Below are 17,381 nucleotides of genomic sequence, written 5' to 3' on the forward strand. Positions count from 1 at the left end.
TTATTACCTTCGTTTTCGCAGCTACCTTTTGGCAGAAGGATTCGCCAAGTAGCAAGGAACGGCAGCGCTGACACGTTCAAGGTCGCTTCGCAGATCTGCGATAAGGGTCTCGATGGCAAAACCGTTGTTGAGCGGGGCAATCGGGATCCCGGTGACAGTGAGGATTTCTTGATTGGAGGTGTCGTGATAAAAACGAACGGTCAGCGCCGCAGGTGGATCGACCGTACAGTCGCAGCGAGTCGGGAGGAAGCTTTGCTCTACGAGGTGGCGTAGTTCCAGAGTAGATAACATGGCGACATACCTTGACGGGAGTCAGCCAAATGACTTTTGTCAGACGTGGGTGGGAAAGCTCCTGGAAAGTAGATGCTTGGTAGGCTCCCTAAACACATTTGGCCAAGAGCCTCTTATTCAGTGTATTCCTGAACCCCCCGAGGGATTAGACCGTTTTTCTCTGGTGGCTCTGAAAGGCAGCGCATTCGTCGCGGTCGTTCAGACGGGGCTTTTTCTGAGAAAGTTTTAGGCAGCAATGCGCGAGAGGTTAGAGTGTTCATCAATGTCTGTTCGTAAGGACCCTCCACTCGCTTCGCATCGTCGCGCCAAGCGGTTTCAGCGAACGAACAGGGCAAAAAAAACCGTATATCAATCGTTATGTGAAAAATGAATCGTCCGCTGTTTGTTTCTCTAGATGGGCCCAAGGGAGCCGGCAAAACCACACTGTTGGAGGCCGTTACGAAAGCACTGAGGGCAGACAACAAAAAGGTGATCCGACTGTGCGAGAAAAAAAGCGATCCCTATAGGGGGGAAACAATGACCCTCGTAAACAAACTCGTCAGAAATCCCACCCGGGATTTGGAGTTGGAGGTTTGTGAGCGCTTTGCTGATAGCCGTACCTGGATTTCCCGGCACGTGCTGGCTAAACAGCCACCAGGCAGCATCATCTTGATCGATCGCTGGTACCCGTCTGATGCCGCGTTTCGCCGGATAGTCCCGTTTGCAGAGATTCTGCAGTTGAACATTGATCGAAACGTGCGAGTGCCAGATCTGCATGTCGGGGTTGTCACCGCCCCTGAAATTTCATGGGCGAGGGCAGCGGCACGACGGCGTGGGCTGAGCAGCACTGTCATCCATAAGCTGGAAGAACATGTCGCTTGTACCAAGGCGTTCGAGCGAGCGATTGCAGATCACGGCTGGGTTTTATGCCGTAATGAAGGAACGATCGAAGACGCAACGATGCAGGTGATTTCTGAGATCTATAAAGTCCTTCGCTGCCCTGTAGGCGAAGTTCTCTGCGCCGGCTTGTAGTGGTGAATGCAGGCATGCTCTGGCGCATTCGATAACGCCAGAGCCGCTGGCGGAATAAACGGCTCGCATACTGCGACCCTTGATCCGAGTGAAACAGCAACCCCTGAGGCCTTCCACATTGCTGGTAGGCCATGTCCAGCGCCTTGATAACCAGCTCGGCGTCCGGCTTTTCCGACAATGCCCAGCCCACTATCCGACGCGCACAAAGATCCAGCACAACAGCCAGGTAGTGCCATTTGCCCTGGGCCCAGATGTAAGTAATGTCGCCGCACCAGACCTGATTGGGCGCGGGGACATCGAACTCCCTATTCAACGTATTCGGGATATCCAGTCGTTCAACCGTCGCTCGTTTATAGGCGTGAGAACCAGGTTGTTTGCTCACAAGCTCAAGTTCGCGCATTAAGCTACGTACTTTGAACCAGCCCAGTTGCTCACCGTCTTCACGCATCATCGACAAGATGCTGCGGCTGCCCGCAGCACTGCGACTTTGCATGGGCTCATCCCTGTCCGACTCAGAATTCATGCCGGCCGCGAGGTGAACGCCAGGCGAACCGCAAGCAACACCAATACGAATGCCAGGCCCCGCGACTGCCACTTCGCGGACTCGCCTTTGTGGGACGCGTAACCCCGGATGATTCCCCCCACCAGGCCTAGCGCGACGTGGAAAAAGGTCGCGATCAGTGTCAACACCAGCCCCAGCATCAGGATTTGCTGTGCGACCGGAGAACTGCCCCGAACAACGAACTGCGGCAAAAACACCATGAAGAACAGCAGCGCTTTCGGGTTGAGCAAAGAGTTCAGCATCGCACGAATGAACACCGACATCAGCGAGGCCTGGATGGTGGAGTGGAGTGGAAGTCCGGCACGAACCCGTATGGCCTTCCAGGCCATCCAGAGCAGATAGAACGCACCGGCCCAGCGGATCAGGTCGAACGACGGTGGCCACTGCGCTATTGCGGCCGTGAGACCGGCTGCGGTGAGCGCGGTCAACACGAGGTCAGCTGCGCCAATTCCCAATGCAGCAACGACGCCGCCACGCCAGCCGTAGCTCGCGCCGTGCGCAATCACGAAGGCCATGTTGGGGCCGGGAGACATCAGCAACAGCAACACCGCCCCCGCAAACAGCAGTAGCGTCGATGGCTCTACCATGTGTGCTCCAGATCGCCGCGATAGACGATGTGAAGCTTGTTGCCATCAGGGTCTCGAAGGTAGGCGCCGTAGTAGCCCTCGCCATACCAGGGCCGCTCACCCGGAGTGCCTTCATCAGTACCCCCCAGCAGAATCCCCCCGGTGTAGGCCGTGCGTACGCTGTCGGGCGTTTCGGCATGAAACGCGAGCATGCTGCCATTGCCCGGCGTGGCCGCAAGGCCATCACGCGGCAAGTAGACATAGAACCTGGGCAGTGTGTGGGTTGGATGCACCCAGCAAGCCGAGGCGGGGCCTCCATCCGGGGTCACCACACGGCGGATCAGCCCGAGTGGCGCAAGCACGGCGTCATAAAAAGCCGATGCTCTTTCGAGGTCGGTGCATCCCACAGTAACGTGACTGAACATGTCTCAATCGATTCGACGCCACTGGAACGGTTGCGTCCTGCGCGCCGAGCTCGCCTCCTTGTTTTGTGAGGTAGTGGAGCCTACGCTCGCCACTTGATACACACAAAGAATTGTTCTAGGTACATTCAATGACGATGCCACGGTACAAAACCATTGCTGACCAGGTAGCGGAAAACATTCGCAGCGGACGTTTGCGCCCTGGAACCCAACTCCCGACGGTACGCACATTGATGAGCGAACATGGCATTGCGCTTGCGACAGCAGCTCGCGTTTACCGCACGTTGGAATCGATGGGCCTGGTGGTGGGTGAAATGGGGCGTGGCACCTTCGTGCGCGACACATCTCTTCCACGCGACCTCGGTCTGCAAACGGCATCCGAAGCGGGAATAATTGACCTGACCTTCAATAATCCAGCGGTTCCCGGGCAAGCAGAGTTGCTGAGGCAGGCACTGCGCAGCCTCGCATCGTCGGGCGATCTGGACGCCTTGTTGCGCAACGCCCCCCATGGCGGGCGTGCGCATGAACGAGAAATCGCTGCGATACATCTTCGCAATCGAGGGATTCGAGTCCCCGGATCGCAGGTGTTGATCGTCAATGGCGCGCAGCAAGGGCTGGCGCTCGCGATGATGGCGATACTCAAGCCGGGCGACGTGCTCGCTGTCGACGCGCTCACCTACCCGGGCATCAAAGCGCTGGCCGTCGCCCATCGCATTGAGCTTCTGCCTATACCGTTGGCTGATGGCAAGACCAATCTCGACGCGCTCGCGGCAAGTTGCAAGCGGCGTCCGGTACGCGCGTTTTATGCGATGCCAACCCTACACAATCCGCTGGGATCGATCATGCCGGCTGCCGACCGTAAGCGTTTGGTTGCGCTGGCCGAGGAACACGATTTTGCGCTGATCGAGGACGGCGCCTATGCGTTTCTAGCCGAGCCGGCGCCGAAGCCGTTGTTCATGCTCGCACCGAATCGCACGATCTACGTTTCCGGCCTTTCCAAAAGCGTCGCCTCGGGCTTGCGAATCGGATTCATCGCAGCGCCTGTATCGCTCATCCCTGCGCTCGAGCAAGCGGTGCGAGCCTCCACATGGAGTTCGCCATCGATCACCGTCGAACTGGGGTGTCGCTGGATCGAAGAAGGCGTGGTGGATGACCTGGAAGAGTTGAAGCGCAAAGACGCCGCGAATAGACAACGACTTGCCCGCCGCATTTTCGGCGGCATCAACCTGGTCGCGCATCCAAACGCCTACTTCCTGTGGCTACCATTACCCGAAGACATGCGGGCCGAGAGCATTGCTGCTGCATTGCGGCGCGACAACATTTTGGTCACGACAGCAGAGCCGTTTTCTGCTGCATCCCATGCGCCTAATGCGCTGCGCGTGGCGCTGGGATCGGTGCCTGTTGAAACGCTTGAACTCGCCCTGAAAAAAGTGAGAGTTGCCTGCGGCTATTAGTTTGAGTTTTCATACCATCATGTTCTTTCGCCACGTAGGATTATTGCTACTGGCGTGCGCTAAGCTCTCGTTTACATCGCTGTGATTGGCTACCCCTTACTTGATATGCCTCTACAGCAGTCCTCCTCCGTATATGCGATAACAGCTGCCCTTTGCCTCACCAGGCATCGATAAGTTCGCAACAAATACCACAGGCCGTTGTAGATTTCGCTCAAAGACTGGCTACTGGTTCTTGTCGTGATGCGTGTGCCCAGCGCGACGTCCTTCAGTACCTGGTAGACATTGCGGGCGGTGAGAGGGGGAGGTTGTGTTCAAAGTCGTTGTTCGAGTCATGACATTTCCCAGCCCGGTTAAGGGGCTGATATCGGTGTGATTTGCTGCCGTTCTGTGCTGGCAGTCAATCGCTCTAGTATTCAGCTTCCGCTATCGCCGTCGTAAAACTGTAATGTTACGGTCATAGAATTGACATGACTTCTTACACCTTCTTTCAGTCGGCCTTCGGCCTTTTTCATGGATGAGCAAGCCCCATGCGTCGTGTTGTATTCAATCAGAAAGGGGGCGTTGGAAAATCCAGCATTGCCTGCAATCTTGCCGCAGCGAGTGCTGCCGAAGGCTACCGAACGCTTTTGGTTGATCTCGATCCTCAGGCAAATTCGACACACTATCTCACGGGCCTGATCAACGAGAGCATCCCTTCGGGCATCGCCGATTTTTTCAAACAAACACTATCCGGCGGCTTCGAAGGTCGAAGGAATCGCGTGGTCATAACCGAGACCTCTTACGACAACCTTCACTTGGTGACTGCCAGTCCTGAACTGTCAGACCTCCAGTCAAAACTCGAGTCCAAATACAAGATCAATAAGCTGCGCAAGCTCCTGGTTGAACTGTCCGAGGACTATGAGCGCATCTATATCGATACACCCCCGTTTCTCAACTTCTACACATTCAGCGCGCTGGTGGCTGCGGACAGTTTGCTAATCCCATTCAATTGCGACAGCTTTTCTCGCCAGGCGCTGTATCGCGTCATCGCGCAGGTAGAGGAGCTACGTCTTGATCACAATGAAACACTGAAAGTAGAGGGGGTAGTGGTCAACCAGTTCACGGGGCACACTAGGCTTCATCAAAATCTCGTTGATGAGTTATTGGCCGAAGGTTTACCTGTGCTACCGGTGTACCTAAGCAGCTCCGTCAAGATGCGCGAATCTCACGAAGCTTCAGTACCCATCATCCATTTGGCCCCTCGGCATAAGCTTTCTCGGGAGTTTTTTGGTTTGCTGGATGCTCTGGAGCGAGCCGCTTAGCTTCATCAATGACGGGTTGCTACTAGCGTAATTGCCCCCTCAGGTTCTCCCTCCGGCTAGCATCAAATGAGCCGGAGTCGGTAATTCAAGCCAGTTCGTGCAGCTGAAATATTGACGAAACATTCTGGCCATATGATTCGTGTCACTGAAATCCAAGGAGTTGGAGATGAATCGACCATCAAGAAGCATGCGCAAACTGCTCGACGCCGTTGCCACCAACAATGAGGCAGCGGCGCTTGATGTGATGCGTGCTGCTGAGCAGCTCCAAGACGAAGTGCTACGCCAACGGTTGCTCAACATGATTCACCGGCTCAACCAGGACGCTAATGACTTACGAATGGCGCGTGACGATATCCAGGGCGGAGCGATAAAGCTCGCATGATTGGGCTCGGAGACGTTTCTTAGTCGGTATGCCGCACTGGTCTCTTGGGCCAAGGGCGTGTTGACCTATTCCGAGCTATCCCGATGGTCAGCCGGGTAGTTGGGGCGATGTTCATCTGCTTCGGAGCAGCCATCCTGACCCTGCGTCGACAGGCTGCATAAGAGGAGGGCGGCTACCCGTAGATGATCCTGAATGATAGGCGTCAGATGCCACATGCAGTTTGCTTAGGCATGCAGCGGTTTCAGGTGCGAGTACGCACATGCTAGCGAGACCGTCGGCACGCGGGTCAACTTGGCCTCGGCGTCAACAGCTCCGGGTGAGTAGTAGGTAGATCACATTGCGATAGGGGTCGAAATACAAGCAGGAATGTGGTGATGAGTCCGCAGGTATGAACGCCCTCATCTGTTCGCGCGTCCTGAGCACGAGCTTCCAGTCCATGAAAGCTTCCATGTAGCCCCGCCCCCAGTTGTCCGGTGTAAAGTTTGCGATCAGGAGTTTCCCTCCTGGATTCAGTTTACCCATCAGCCAAGCTGTAAGCGCCATTGCCTGGGCGCGATTTAGGTAGTCATAGATGCCAATGCTGTAGATGAAGTCGAATCCATCGTAATCATCACTTTCAGGCAGCTTCTTGACATTGCACTGCCACTTGATGATTTTCGAGCAAGCTAGAGTGGCAGCCGCCAGCGTCTCTGCGTCATTATCAAATGCGACGAAGCGCTGGATCCGCTGTCGGGTCTCTGGTTTGAGAAGCTCCAGTTCTCGGCAGTGGCCACAAGCGACGCTCATGATGGAAAGCGCTTCCCGATGGGACGCCAGCCGCTCAATCAAGCCTGCAATGTGCTCACGACGCTAGCGTACGCTCAGCGCGTTTGGGCTTGAGGTGACAACCTCGAACATTAATTTTCCGATCGCGCTGGAGTCGGGAGGAGGATTCTGAAAGTAGGCGTAATCCAGCATTACAGCGTCCCCTGGGTAGCCTCTGGGTTTTTTGAAAGCTCGTAAGGTGTAGGGGTCTTCCTGGAGTAGTTGAAAAATCGGATGTTCACGACATTGATCGACTATGTCGTCCTGCCAGAGCGTGTCGGGCAAACTTTGGCGGTACTCCGTTAGCAGCTCGGTCATGCAAGTGATGGCGTGCATATGGTCGCCACGGAGAATTTCTTGCTGGAAAATATCAAGTCCGCTAATCAGGCCTCTCATCATCAACCTCAGCTGCGCCGCAAAGTAGGTGAGCCACTGGTATAGATTAGTAGAACCGGTGCAGTGCAGCGCCTCACGGAGAGTCATATTGCGAATCTGCGCATCGCATCGACTCTACTGAATATGGTGAGGACAAGGCTGGAAACGAGCGCTGTACTCGATCCTATCGGTAGACTGGAGAGGGGAGTGCTTGCGTGAGACTCATCAAAGATTTGATGGGCAAGGAAGCTAAAGCTATTTTTGTTATCGCTCTTTCGGGCTTGAGCCCGGCTCGACCCCAAGTCTTCACATGCCCTGGGCGAGTCACTCCACAGTTGGCCCGTCATGATTGATTCAAGAAGCGTATTACGGATGCCTTATTTCACCTCGGCGTTGCCACGCTGTCCGCTATCCCAGGCCTCAGTCAGCTTGTCTATTCGATCCGCAATCTGAGGTGTTTTTGATAGGACTAGGCAACGCGTGTTGCCGACAAATTCCTCTATCAAATACAGCGAGTCGCCAACATCAAGCTCCAGCTCCTGCATCGCTTCGTCTGGGATTCGAATTGCACCGTCCCCATCCCATTCTTCGATCATGATTTTCATAGGTCCGGGTGCGCCAGGAACGCCGTATCCTTCCGCATCGGATATTGGGTGGAGGCATAGAAACCTACCTGATTGAGGTATTGGCAGGGATGCTTGGAATTGAGCATGAATTGACTCAGCAGACCCACGTGCTAGCACCCCGAAGTAAAACTTACAATTTCATGAAGAATTGAAAATCTGATACAGAATAACGGCTTAGTGCACTTTGTAAAGCTCCTGCTCGAATTTCTAGTGCAGAATTACTACCGCTTAACCTTAAACAGATTTTAGTCCCCGTTTCGGAGTAGAAGTAATTATTCGAAATGGGGAATGAACCTAAAACTTGCAAGGTGGCTCCGCTCTGCTAAGGTTATGAAAGAATCTAACCGGAATGCCCCTGACAAAAGGAATTGAATCAAAGGTCGGCATATCCTCATGCTTATCATGGGGATAGTTATGTCCGCGAAAAGTGTAACTTATAACTTCACATCCAGAAAAAGAGCCTTTGGCAATCACTGGCTCATATTCAGCAATAAAGCACAGTGCGTACTTTCGTTGCTCAGTGACCGAGAGGTCGCACATTGGGTGTTGAACTTAGAGTTCTGCTCAAATATAAAGTCATTTGAATTCGGTGATTATGAGGTAGAAATAGAGATAAATGGCGAAAAAATATTCGCGAAATATCGCCTGCGAGTAGAGTCTAATAAAGGTGTTGAGTATCACAAAATCTCGGTAAGTAAGGGCGAGCAAAGCAAACGGGATGCAGGCTTTCTGGATAATTTCTTATGGCGCGAGAAGCATATTAGATTTAGACATATTACGGATGAGGATCTTAATTGCCAAAGGCAAAAGATATTTCCGTTGCTGAAACTTTCAGCTTTTTTGACTGCCAGTCGAGGACAATACATTCCACCAAATCTAATAGATTCTGCGAATTTGTATTTTTCGAGGTTCAGAAAGGGGACGTTATTGCATTGTCTCGCTGCTTTAAATGAATACAGCAAAACCACTGTGATGTTACAAATATATCGCTTGTACAATTCTGGCAAGATTTTGATAGCTTTCGAGGAAACCCCATTTTTATTAGACTCAGAATGGAGCCTTAATAATGAATGAAAGAGGGAGGGAGCCAATTAATCCTATCTATGCGTCAGTCGATGCTGCGCAGGTGCCTGAAGATAAAAGGGCAGTGTTTCTGCGCCGTCGCTTAGCAGTGAGAATGCGTTTAGATGGGGAGTCATTGAGCGAAATTTTTGTGCAGACAGAGATCATTGCATCTGAGGTGAGTCGCTTAATCAAGCGATTCAAAGCAAAGGACGAAAATGGTGTTTGTTTTGGGGATGCGGCGTGCATCCCTGGCTTTAGAGTAAAACAATATGATCGAAAAAAACCTATCCAGCCAAAAAAAACTGAGCAGAAAGGCGGGATGGCAGGAGCAATGTCTAATCTATTAAAAAATTTTCCAAATATTCTGCCTCGTTTTGTCAAAAAAGTACTTCGGCAGGATGCACCTGTTGGGAAGGGAATGAAATATCAAAAGACACTTCTATTCCAAAATTTTTATGAAATATGCAGGCATGAAGGCGTAGGAGAAAATGACTGGCCTTTTTGCCAGCTCAGAGGCGCAAATAAAACTATATCAGGTCTGATAGATAAAGTACTGGAGCAAAACTTCCAAGCTGGGGCGCTAGCGGTTGGAGGTCGCTTGAGTCTCATTCATACTGCTGTTTGCAATGGGATTGAGTCATTGTTTGGTCAATGTGATGTTTTGGATGTATTAGAAATTGACTCCCATTTTCTGGATGGAAAATTTGTGCTTAATATTAAAGGGGATCGTCGGCTTACAACAGATGATATTGTCGACAGATTCTGGTTGATATGCGCACGATGCAGGAGAAGTAAAGCGATTTGCGCCGCCCGGTATGTTTTTTCAAGTCAAGTCAGCGCGCTGGATATATTCCAAGTGATTTGTGATGCATATCTTGGAAACTGGAAGCCAAGAGTAAAATTTAGCATCGCTGATCTGACGTACGTTGAAGGTGCGGGCATGCCATACTATGTTTTCCCCGAACTTAGATATCACAGCATTGCGGCAATATATTTCGATAACGCGATGCAGCACTTTGCCAAGGATGTTCAAAGCCTGTGCTTAGATAAATTGGGCATTGCAATTGACTACGGGCCGCTAGGTAATCCCGGGCGTAGAACAAACATCGAGGGATTGTTTAATACCCTGGCCAGTCATGTGCTTCACCCGCTTTCTTCAACAACAGGCCGACACCCTCACGATGGGCGATCAGACGTGCCCGAGAAGGCGGCGATTTATTATGATATTAATGTGGATGAAGCGTTGGAAGTATTAGATGTTTATATTGCTAATTATAATGCCACTCCTTGCGGTGGCGCCAACAAAGGAAATAGTCCTCTTGAGGCAATAAAAGCCTACAAGGATTGCGAGAATTTATTTAAACCCATTGTAAATGCAGTCCTAATAAACTCAAAGGACGTCAATTCTTTGTGTCGCAAGGTATTTGTCAGGGGCAGCATTAAAAACGGTATACGTCCACGCATCAAGCTGGATAAAGCGTTATATACCAGCCCAATTTTGGCGGAAATGCCGAGCTTAATAGGGCAGGAAATAATTGTTAGAATCGATCCGGATGATTATAGAACCGTCACTGCGTACTTGCTCAGCGGTCTACCTCTCGATGTGTTAACTGTAGAGCTCGCTTGGCGAGAATATAAACATAGCGTTCAAACAAGAAAGCTCATTAATAGAGCAGTGAGTAAAAAAGTATTCGAGATTTGTCGCGGTCAGCGCCCTGTTGTTGTATATCAAAACCATTTATTGAAATCGTCAACTGCACGGAAAAATTTAGAGTTGCAAAGATTGTTAGCTGAATGCCCGGAGCTCAGTGGGACTGCTGGTCACGTGGAACAGAGCATTGCTCGTAATGCTGAATGCAGTAATCAGAACGAGGATATTATTGAAACTCCGAAATGGCGCTCTCTTCCTATCTTCAATTTTGAGGACGAATAAATGCCTAATCTCAGTCATCCCGCATTAAAAACCTATTTTCGGCTGAATACACCTGTATTGAAGGAGGTCATAAAGCAAGTTTTTTTTGAAATTGCGATGCAAAAAACGGGGGTAATCTATCAGGGGCCTGCACGCATTGGTAAAACACGGTGTTCGAAGGCGCTTAGTGAAGAGGTGGGAGCCAAATTCAAGGATGTGTTGGTAATTAGGCTCATCGCTGTTGCTCGCGAAAACGCGAAGCATAGGTCTACCATAATACATCAATTGATTGAGCAGGAAAGGATACCAATCAAGTCGCGAGACAGTAGTATTGTGAGGTTTAACTTATTGGTTGATCGTATAAAAAACAAGATGGAAGAGAGTGGTAAGACTCATTTTTTACTAATTATCGATGAGTTGCAACGTTTTGCAAGCGCAGATTTCTATCAGCTGGCTGATTTGATGAACGTTCTCGATAGCATAGAAATAAAAATGACCGTGATATCCTTTGCCATGCCGGAGATCGTTGATCTGGTAAATGATCTTAAAAATGTCGAACAGTTACAAATCATCGCGCGATTCATGAGTGATGTGCGAGATATGTCTGGGGTGAGCAGCGAAAAAAATCTATTTCAAATTCTGAAGCTCTACGACAATGATATGGTTTATCCGTTGGCCAGCGGAATTACGTACACTCAAAGCTTTTTTCCAGAGGCTTTCGCGCGCGGCTGGAGAATCAGTTCGATTGCTCCTCAATTTTGGGCGGAAATGAATAACAAAGCGTCAGGCCGTTACGTTGGCAACCTACCAATGGAACATGTGACTAGAGTCGTACAATATTTTTTTTTAATGAGAAGTATGGTTGATGGGCGTGACGACGCTAGTCTTCCGATAAAAAATGATGATATTCGGGAGGCTGTAAATGTTAGCGGGTTAGAGACTTTTTGTCGAACTGCTTCGATGGGTGTTAAGCGATGAATATATATATTCCAAAAAAGATATACCCCTACGAATCCTACATTTCTATTTTTTACAAAGTCATGAGATACAGCTACTTAAGGGGCGAGGATCTCCTCAAAGATAGTGGAACCACGTATAGTCAGCATCGAATGCCATTCGTAGTTCCGAACTGGTTGGTTTCGTCAGCATCAGAGGAGAGCGACTCACACATCCCTACTCAGTTTGCTCCATCTCAGCAAATTTTAAATCCAAAAGCGAGCATACGATTTTGTCCACTATGTATGGAAGTAGGGTTTCACTCGGTATTTTCGTGTATTAAATTTTATCGTTATTGTTCGATCCATGACGTTGAACTTGTCGAAATGTGCCCTGAATGCTTGGATCGTTTCAACGGTAATACTCCCATTGATTCCTATTTTTACGAACGGAAAATACGTGGTGCAACACAAAAAATTTGTAGTGTTTGCAACCTTAGCTGGCCTGATTTAGGCCATCGCTCTAATTTCAATGTGGATAGCGCATTTATGGCTAGAACGCTGGAAATTGGCAACCTCGAAGCAAAATGGTTTCGAGCGTTAATGCGGGGTGTTTTCAGTGGCTCGTATCATTGTGCAGATTACTATAGTAATGATATGGCTAGAGAGGCTTTGGTGGTGCCTATCGAGCGGCTATTGGGTATTTCAAGTCCGGACCGATTGGTCGGTCAGATATTTAGTCATCAACCAGTGCATTGGGTAACTCCTGACTCTCCGAATAATGAGCAATATGACTATCTTGAGCTTGATGATTATCAACCGATCCGGGAAACGCTTTATACTTGCTGCGAGGCGCTAGAGGAAAAATATCTTCGTGGTCATCAGGATTGTTTGGCACGTATCAACTCGTTGACGGAGTATGGTGCAACGACTGGAGTTGTCTGTGGCTTTTGCTCATGTGCTTTGGCGTACGTCCTAATGCGGTTGAGGTTGGCTTGCATCAGGTGGCCTACAATCACCAGTGTTTCAGGTAAAAAGTCTGGATTCGACTGCTTTATCCAGCGGGCGCCATGCCCCTATAGCAGTGCTGCTATATCTAAAATTATTACCGCGTGCTATTTAAGCTTTCTAGGAGAGATTCAATATTGGATTGAAAAGGGTATTAGCTTCACTATAGTGTTGAATGCAGAGTTTCCTTGGTATAGAGCGGGAAAGCATCAGAGTTTTTTTATAAGGCGAAGTAGCTATCGCTTTCGCAACTCTTGCACCCAGGATTTGGATTATCAGCAGTTATTTAAAGTGACTCGGAGCTCCAAGACGAGCGGACTATGCATAATCTACGATGACAATGAAGTTTCCGTTCATAATGTTTTAACTTTCTAGGAGGTCGTAAGGCTGTATGATTCTCGTCGGAGTACAGGGCGGTGTTCCTGCCTTAGCAGGCTTTTATTATATCCGCCGCTTTGATTGATCCAAGCCTAACACGCGGCCCAGAATTGGATAACAATTCAGTTGCACGGCTATTCAATAGATTTCCGGTCTGGAAGTAACCCATTAGCTACTAACACTGCGGTGTTCGGTCATGGTCATGATTTCACCTAGCGGCGCTCCTTGGCGTCCAGCCTCGGTGACAAATCCCGACCTTAAATTGTGCGCAGCCCAATCTCCCTCCAAGCCTGCCAGCTTCGGCCGACGCTTGCGCGATGCGCGCTACTTTATCTGCCGATAGGGCGTGCTTCCAACTTTGTTGTCTTTATACATTTGGCGAACAGCGGGCCACTGTCGGCGGGAGAGACAGCCAGCCAGGCGAAAAGCGCTTGTGCTGCAGGTCCACGCAGCGGCGTCTCACGCCGCACACCGCACACCGCCGGTGTCAGGCTTGGTTACGTAGAGGGCGTACAGCCAGGTGTCGGCATCGAGTTGACGCACACCGCCCGACCTGCAAACCCACCACTTCCGAACGGTAGCGACCGCCGCCACTCTAGGCCAGCAGGAGCAGCGCGCGGTCACGCACGCCGCGCACGCGTCGTCCGAGGTGGCGAGCAGCTCCTGCAACGGTTCGAGCATAATCGCGCTTCTTTTGCGCACCGTCACTCCCTAAAGAGACTGCGCTTTGCGCGCTTCGCGCAGTAGAGTTTTCAGCGCCGACGCCTCGATCGGGCTATCCCACTTATTGATCCGGTGCAATTTCCCCAGCAACGGCCAGGCGGTGACTGACGGTATAGAAGGCCAGTGCTCCAGGCTTGGCTTTGATTCGCTCCGCCACCAAGGCGACGTCTATGCCGGGCGGTAACAGGTGGCACACCCAACTTGCTCTTGCGGCAGCGACAGGTGATCGAGGACAAACCGAATCGCGACCGCCGGCGGCAGCGGGGCATCCTTCAGCACATGGTCATGACGCAGTTGCAGCCAGGCTGACCAGTAGGTTAGGGCGCTGCGGTAACGGCGTACCGTATTGGCAGACGTTCCCACAGCGATGAACGCCGCCGCGGCCTTCTGGGCCTTGAGCGCGAGGAAATGCGAGTCCAGCGGGGTTTCGTCAACCAAGATGTGCTCATTCGTAAATTCTATTACGTTCAACGTTTTTTAATTCCAATTAAAAAATAATAGAGTCGGATAACATTAAATTATCAGACCTAATATAGCCGGAGATGAACCATGGCAGTAGGGGTGCCGGAAAACGACGTATTTGCCGCGGCGGACGCGGTGTTGGCCCGTGGCGAACGGCCGACCGTGGAGCGCGTACGCCTGCAACTGGGCCGCGGCAGCCCCGCGCGGGTCGGCGGCCTGCTCGACCAATGGTGGGCACGGCTGGCCGAGCGGCTGAACGGCGAGACCCGGCTGCCGGCACTGCCGGGCGAAGTGTCGCAGGCGTTTGTCATGGTCTGGCAACAGGCGATTAATCTGGCGCAGGGCGTCGCCGAGCAAGCGCTGGCCGAACAACGCCATGTGCTGGCCACCGAGCGCGAGCGGGTGGCGGCGGTGGAAGATCTGGCGCGTCAGGACGCCGCACTGGCGCGGCAACAATCCGCGGCATGTTGTCATCGATGCATCGGCAGGCTGGGCACGTCACTGTTTGCGCCTCATGAATGACCGTGTTTTCAGGATGTTTCCAGGTCCAGTTACCGGCTTGATAGACCGGCGTCACACTGCAGGCGGATGGCTGAACCCTCACCGCTGCAACCAATAGATGTCATGCGTGGCGCTGTCCGTCGATTGAGTAGTAACTCTGCCTGACAGGCGTTTTGCGGCATTCCAGGCTAAAGAAATCCAGCTAGGCAAAAGCCACTGCGCGTTTGAGTTTGTAGGCATGATCGGCATGCAGAAACACCACCGAACCATGGGTCTCGACACGTTCCACCGGATGGTTGGATGTGTCGTAACTGGACGGCCTGGAAATAAAGGCAATCACCTAATCTTGCAGGTTGTTCATTCTCGCCTCCACGCCGTCTGCGGACGATTCGGCCGTGTGAAGAAGGGAAGTACCGCCCGTTGATATTGATCAAGCAGGGTGAAATGAAAGGCTGCGCGTTTTACAGGCCTCACGCCGGTATTTGATATTTATCAACGCCAGTCACATTCCAGCGGAGCAACCTAAGTTAACGCTGGTGCTTGATCCGGCGTGGACGCAACGGCTGATCCCTGCGATGAGCAGCGGTAGGCGTTGAAGTCCCTCTGCCTGGAGTCAGATCATGATCCAGTATCAACGGTTGTTACTCATCACCCACCTGGCCCTGCGCCATTCTCCGGCGATCGACCATGCAGCTGCGCTGGCCAGGGCCAGTGGTGCAAAGTTGCATATCACGGCGTTGATTCCTTCGTTAAAACTGTTGTCGCTGCTCGAAGAAGGCGATCGGGAAACAGCTCGGGAGCGTTACCTGCAGGACCATCGCGACTGGTTGAAGGACCAGGCCAGAAAACTCCATGGCAGAGGGATCGAGGTGACCACCGAGTTGGCTTGGGCTGATGACATGGAGCAAGACATCCTTGATCACGTCAGGAAATTGCAGCCCAACTTGTTGATTAAGGAAATCCAACACGACTCATCACTCAAACGCGCGTTCTTCACTCCTCTGGACTGGCACTTGCTGCGCCACTGTCCGATACCGGTATATCTGGTGGGCGGGGTTCGTCATGCCTTGCCGCGCAAGGTTGTGGCGGCGGTTGATGCGTCGGCGGGCGCCCCTGAAAACAACGAACTGAACGACCATATCGTCCAACAGGCTTCCAGTCTCGCGGTACAGTGTGATGCCGAATTGCACTTGCTTTATGCCTATGACATTTCTGAAGACTATCTGGAGGAATTGGGCGGTGGCTTGAAACTGTCGGAGCTGACCAAATGGCGGCGCAAAGAGTTGGAGAAATCGTTCCTGAAGCTCGCCGGCCGGTACGGTGTTCCCGCTGACCGTAGGCATTTCGTACTGGGACATCCTGTTACGGCGCTAAGCGAGTTCGCCAACAAGCATCACGTGGATGTGATCGTGATGGGCCGAGTCCAAGACCACGACCTGGTCAAGCTTCTGGGCAGCACGACTGAACATATTCTGTACCAGGTGCCTTGCAGCGTTCTGGCAGTCTAGAACGGACAAGGCCATGTGTAACAACACGACAGGTGTGATCGCCTGAGGAGGTTTTCCATGACACAAAACCCCTCATTGCAAACCACATTACAGGACCGGTCAGCGACCGGTCGACGTCTGGTGGGACCAGATGTCTGTAGCTTCTCTTGGAGGTTGGTGATTGATAATGGTCTTCCTATAATAATTGGTGTGTTAGTGAGGATTTGATATGAACGTCTTGCTGAATGAACTGCACGCTTATCATCATGAAGTTGCTACCAAAATTACCCAGATCAAAAGATTGCTGGGTAGGGTGAGGCATGAATCTGCTGGTGCCGATGACTTCAAGCAGTTGTTTAAGATGCTGGAAGCCTTGCATGGTGGTGCAGAGCGACGCCATCATGAAAATGAAGAGCTTATTCGGCAGGCCTTGCTAGCGACTGACGCACCGATCCACCAACGGGTCAAGGATATCGAGCGAGATCATCTGGCATTTGAGCGTATTGCTGGACAGCTCAAGATTTTGGAGGACTCAACTCAGGAGGCGAGAGTAATCGCTGACACCATCGATGACTTCATCAGGAAGTACTACGATCATATGGAAGCTGAGGAGAGTATTTTCTTTCCGATGGCTGATAAGTGGCTATCAGACCTCCAGTGGGAGGAAACAGAGCGTCAATGGCATTAATCGGAATTCTTATCGCCCTCCTTCAGTTGGATTTGGCCGCGATTTAGTATTTGAACTTTCAAAGCGATTGTGCGAAAGGCATATTTAAATGATATCGACGCCTTTCTAGAACGTGTATATGCGGAGTTAAAAAACTTTTGCCTGATAAAGAGATGTTCTTGGCAAATGACTGTATTGAGTCATATTGCACAATGCTAAAGGAGCAAGGCACACATTTTACTGCTGGGAAGAAGGACTCGCTTGCAGAGAGTTCGATGCGCGAACAGCGGGTAGGTGGCACACAAATCGAGATGTAGCAATAACAAGGGCGCTTATTCCTGACCTCATATGCTTAAGGAATAAAACGATAGCCAACACCCGTTTCGGTAATGAGGTGTCGCGGCAGGGAAGGGTCCGCTTCGACTTTTTTACGTAAACCGCCCATAAAA

The 17,381-nt window shown here is 51.3% G+C and carries 19 protein-coding genes and 4 pseudogenes; 12 read left to right on the plus strand and 11 right to left on the minus strand.

What is annotated here, in order from left to right; genetic code table 11:
- Positions 1-21: 21 nt before the first annotated feature.
- The gene (locus tag ACSQ87_RS16460) at positions 22-291 is read right to left on the minus strand and encodes a DUF1652 domain-containing protein (RefSeq protein ID WP_223430975.1); all 270 of its coding nucleotides are present in this window, start codon (positions 289-291) and stop codon (positions 22-24) included.
- Between the two features lie 366 nt (positions 292-657).
- Here ACSQ87_RS16460 and ACSQ87_RS16465 point away from each other — a divergent pair, with 366 nt between their 5' ends.
- On the plus strand, positions 658-1,302 hold the full coding sequence (locus ACSQ87_RS16465) for a dTMP kinase (RefSeq protein WP_223430974.1): 645 nt from the start codon (positions 658-660) through the stop codon (positions 1,300-1,302).
- Positions 1,303-1,315: 13 nt separating this feature from the next.
- Here ACSQ87_RS16465 and ACSQ87_RS16470 read toward each other — a convergent pair.
- From ACSQ87_RS16470 to ACSQ87_RS16480, 3 genes and pseudogenes are all read right to left on the minus strand, one after another.
- Positions 1,316-1,792: pseudogene (locus ACSQ87_RS16470) on the minus strand (IS3 family transposase); the annotation flags it as partial.
- A 29-nt stretch (positions 1,793-1,821) separates the two neighbouring features.
- Positions 1,822-2,451 carry a LysE family translocator gene (locus ACSQ87_RS16475; RefSeq protein ID WP_223430973.1) on the minus strand — a complete coding sequence of 210 codons (630 nt, stop codon included), beginning with the start codon at positions 2,449-2,451 and terminating at the stop codon, positions 1,822-1,824.
- Positions 2,445-2,855 (minus strand): VOC family protein, encoded by a 411-nt coding sequence (locus ACSQ87_RS16480; RefSeq protein WP_223430971.1) that lies wholly within the window; start codon positions 2,853-2,855, stop codon positions 2,445-2,447. The genes ACSQ87_RS16475 and ACSQ87_RS16480 overlap by 7 nt, the downstream gene beginning before the upstream one ends.
- 128 nt (positions 2,856-2,983) lie before the next feature.
- Here ACSQ87_RS16480 and ACSQ87_RS16485 point away from each other — a divergent pair, with 128 nt between their 5' ends.
- Positions 2,984-4,306, plus strand: a complete 1,323-nt coding sequence (locus tag ACSQ87_RS16485) for a PLP-dependent aminotransferase family protein (RefSeq protein ID WP_223430970.1) — start codon at positions 2,984-2,986, stop codon at positions 4,304-4,306.
- An 89-nt stretch (positions 4,307-4,395) separates the two neighbouring features.
- Here the strand turns inward: ACSQ87_RS16485 and ACSQ87_RS16490 are convergent, their stop codons facing one another.
- The gene (locus tag ACSQ87_RS16490) at positions 4,396-4,575 is read right to left on the minus strand and encodes a hypothetical protein (RefSeq protein WP_436275096.1); all 180 of its coding nucleotides are present in this window, start codon (positions 4,573-4,575) and stop codon (positions 4,396-4,398) included.
- Between the two features lie 258 nt (positions 4,576-4,833).
- Between ACSQ87_RS16490 and ACSQ87_RS16495 the strand changes: the two genes are divergently transcribed.
- The 3 genes and pseudogenes from ACSQ87_RS16495 to ACSQ87_RS16505 all read left to right on the plus strand — a co-directional run.
- Positions 4,834-5,607 (plus strand): ParA family protein, encoded by a 774-nt coding sequence (locus ACSQ87_RS16495; RefSeq protein WP_150658081.1) that lies wholly within the window; start codon positions 4,834-4,836, stop codon positions 5,605-5,607.
- Positions 5,608-5,773: 166 nt separating this feature from the next.
- Positions 5,774-5,989 (plus strand): hypothetical protein, encoded by a 216-nt coding sequence (locus tag ACSQ87_RS16500; protein WP_103393408.1) that lies wholly within the window; start codon positions 5,774-5,776, stop codon positions 5,987-5,989.
- 6 nt (positions 5,990-5,995) lie between these two features.
- Positions 5,996-6,150: pseudogene (locus tag ACSQ87_RS16505) on the plus strand (LysE family translocator); the annotation flags it as partial.
- Positions 6,151-6,292: 142 nt separating this feature from the next.
- Here the strand turns inward: ACSQ87_RS16505 and ACSQ87_RS16510 are convergent.
- The 3 genes from ACSQ87_RS16510 to ACSQ87_RS16520 all read right to left on the minus strand — a co-directional run bounded on the left by ACSQ87_RS16510 (position 6,293) and on the right by ACSQ87_RS16520 (position 7,773).
- The gene (locus ACSQ87_RS16510) at positions 6,293-6,775 is read right to left on the minus strand and encodes a hypothetical protein (RefSeq protein ID WP_436273804.1); all 483 of its coding nucleotides are present in this window, start codon (positions 6,773-6,775) and stop codon (positions 6,293-6,295) included.
- 63 nt (positions 6,776-6,838) lie between these two features.
- Positions 6,839-7,276: a hypothetical protein gene (locus ACSQ87_RS16515; RefSeq protein WP_436273805.1), complete on the minus strand. Its 438-nt coding sequence runs from the start codon at positions 7,274-7,276 to the stop codon at positions 6,839-6,841.
- 269 nt (positions 7,277-7,545) lie between these two features.
- A complete protein-coding gene (locus tag ACSQ87_RS16520; RefSeq protein WP_223430966.1) occupies positions 7,546-7,773 on the minus strand; it encodes an AbrB/MazE/SpoVT family DNA-binding domain-containing protein in 228 nt (75 codons plus the stop codon).
- Positions 7,774-8,208: 435 nt separating this feature from the next.
- Here ACSQ87_RS16520 and ACSQ87_RS16525 point away from each other — a divergent pair, with 435 nt between their 5' ends.
- From ACSQ87_RS16525 to ACSQ87_RS16540, 4 genes are all read left to right on the plus strand, one after another.
- On the plus strand, positions 8,209-8,868 hold the full coding sequence (locus ACSQ87_RS16525) for a hypothetical protein (RefSeq protein WP_436273806.1): 660 nt from the start codon (positions 8,209-8,211) through the stop codon (positions 8,866-8,868).
- The gene (locus ACSQ87_RS16530; RefSeq protein ID WP_201120041.1) at positions 8,861-10,792 is read left to right on the plus strand and encodes a hypothetical protein; all 1,932 of its coding nucleotides are present in this window, start codon (positions 8,861-8,863) and stop codon (positions 10,790-10,792) included. Before ACSQ87_RS16525 ends, ACSQ87_RS16530 begins: the two co-directional genes overlap by 8 nt.
- Entirely contained in the window at positions 10,793-11,749 is a 957-nt protein-coding gene (locus ACSQ87_RS16535) for an ATP-binding protein (RefSeq protein ID WP_436273807.1), read from the plus strand.
- Between the two features lie 359 nt (positions 11,750-12,108).
- On the plus strand, positions 12,109-13,089 hold the full coding sequence (locus ACSQ87_RS16540; protein ID WP_436273808.1) for a hypothetical protein: 981 nt from the start codon (positions 12,109-12,111) through the stop codon (positions 13,087-13,089).
- A gap of 52 nt (positions 13,090-13,141) precedes the next feature.
- Here the strand turns inward: ACSQ87_RS16540 and ACSQ87_RS16545 are convergent.
- Positions 13,142-14,286 (minus strand): annotated as a pseudogene (locus tag ACSQ87_RS16545) (tyrosine-type recombinase/integrase).
- A 78-nt stretch (positions 14,287-14,364) separates the two neighbouring features.
- Between ACSQ87_RS16545 and ACSQ87_RS16550 the strand changes: the two are divergent.
- Positions 14,365-14,736, plus strand: a pseudogene (locus tag ACSQ87_RS16550) (DNA-binding protein); the annotation flags it as partial.
- Positions 14,737-14,980: 244 nt separating this feature from the next.
- Here the strand turns inward: ACSQ87_RS16550 and ACSQ87_RS16555 are convergent.
- Positions 14,981-15,118, minus strand: a complete 138-nt coding sequence (locus tag ACSQ87_RS16555; protein WP_436273809.1) for a hypothetical protein — start codon at positions 15,116-15,118, stop codon at positions 14,981-14,983.
- Between the two features lie 280 nt (positions 15,119-15,398).
- Here ACSQ87_RS16555 and ACSQ87_RS16560 point away from each other — a divergent pair, with 280 nt between their 5' ends.
- Both ACSQ87_RS16560 and ACSQ87_RS16565 read left to right on the plus strand, forming a co-directional pair.
- The gene (locus ACSQ87_RS16560) at positions 15,399-16,286 is read left to right on the plus strand and encodes a universal stress protein (RefSeq protein ID WP_436273810.1); all 888 of its coding nucleotides are present in this window, start codon (positions 15,399-15,401) and stop codon (positions 16,284-16,286) included.
- Between the two features lie 208 nt (positions 16,287-16,494).
- Positions 16,495-16,953 carry a hemerythrin domain-containing protein gene (locus tag ACSQ87_RS16565; RefSeq protein ID WP_436273811.1) on the plus strand — a complete coding sequence of 153 codons (459 nt, stop codon included), beginning with the start codon at positions 16,495-16,497 and terminating at the stop codon, positions 16,951-16,953.
- A gap of 331 nt (positions 16,954-17,284) precedes the next feature.
- Here ACSQ87_RS16565 and ACSQ87_RS16570 read toward each other — a convergent pair whose 3' ends face one another.
- The gene (locus ACSQ87_RS16570; protein ID WP_436273812.1) at positions 17,285-17,377 is read right to left on the minus strand and encodes a hypothetical protein; all 93 of its coding nucleotides are present in this window, start codon (positions 17,375-17,377) and stop codon (positions 17,285-17,287) included.
- Between the last annotated feature and the right edge of the window lie 4 nt (positions 17,378-17,381).

The organism is Pseudomonas sp. LjRoot277 (assembly GCF_964253845.1).
Taxonomy (GTDB): domain Bacteria; phylum Pseudomonadota; class Gammaproteobacteria; order Pseudomonadales; family Pseudomonadaceae; genus Aquipseudomonas.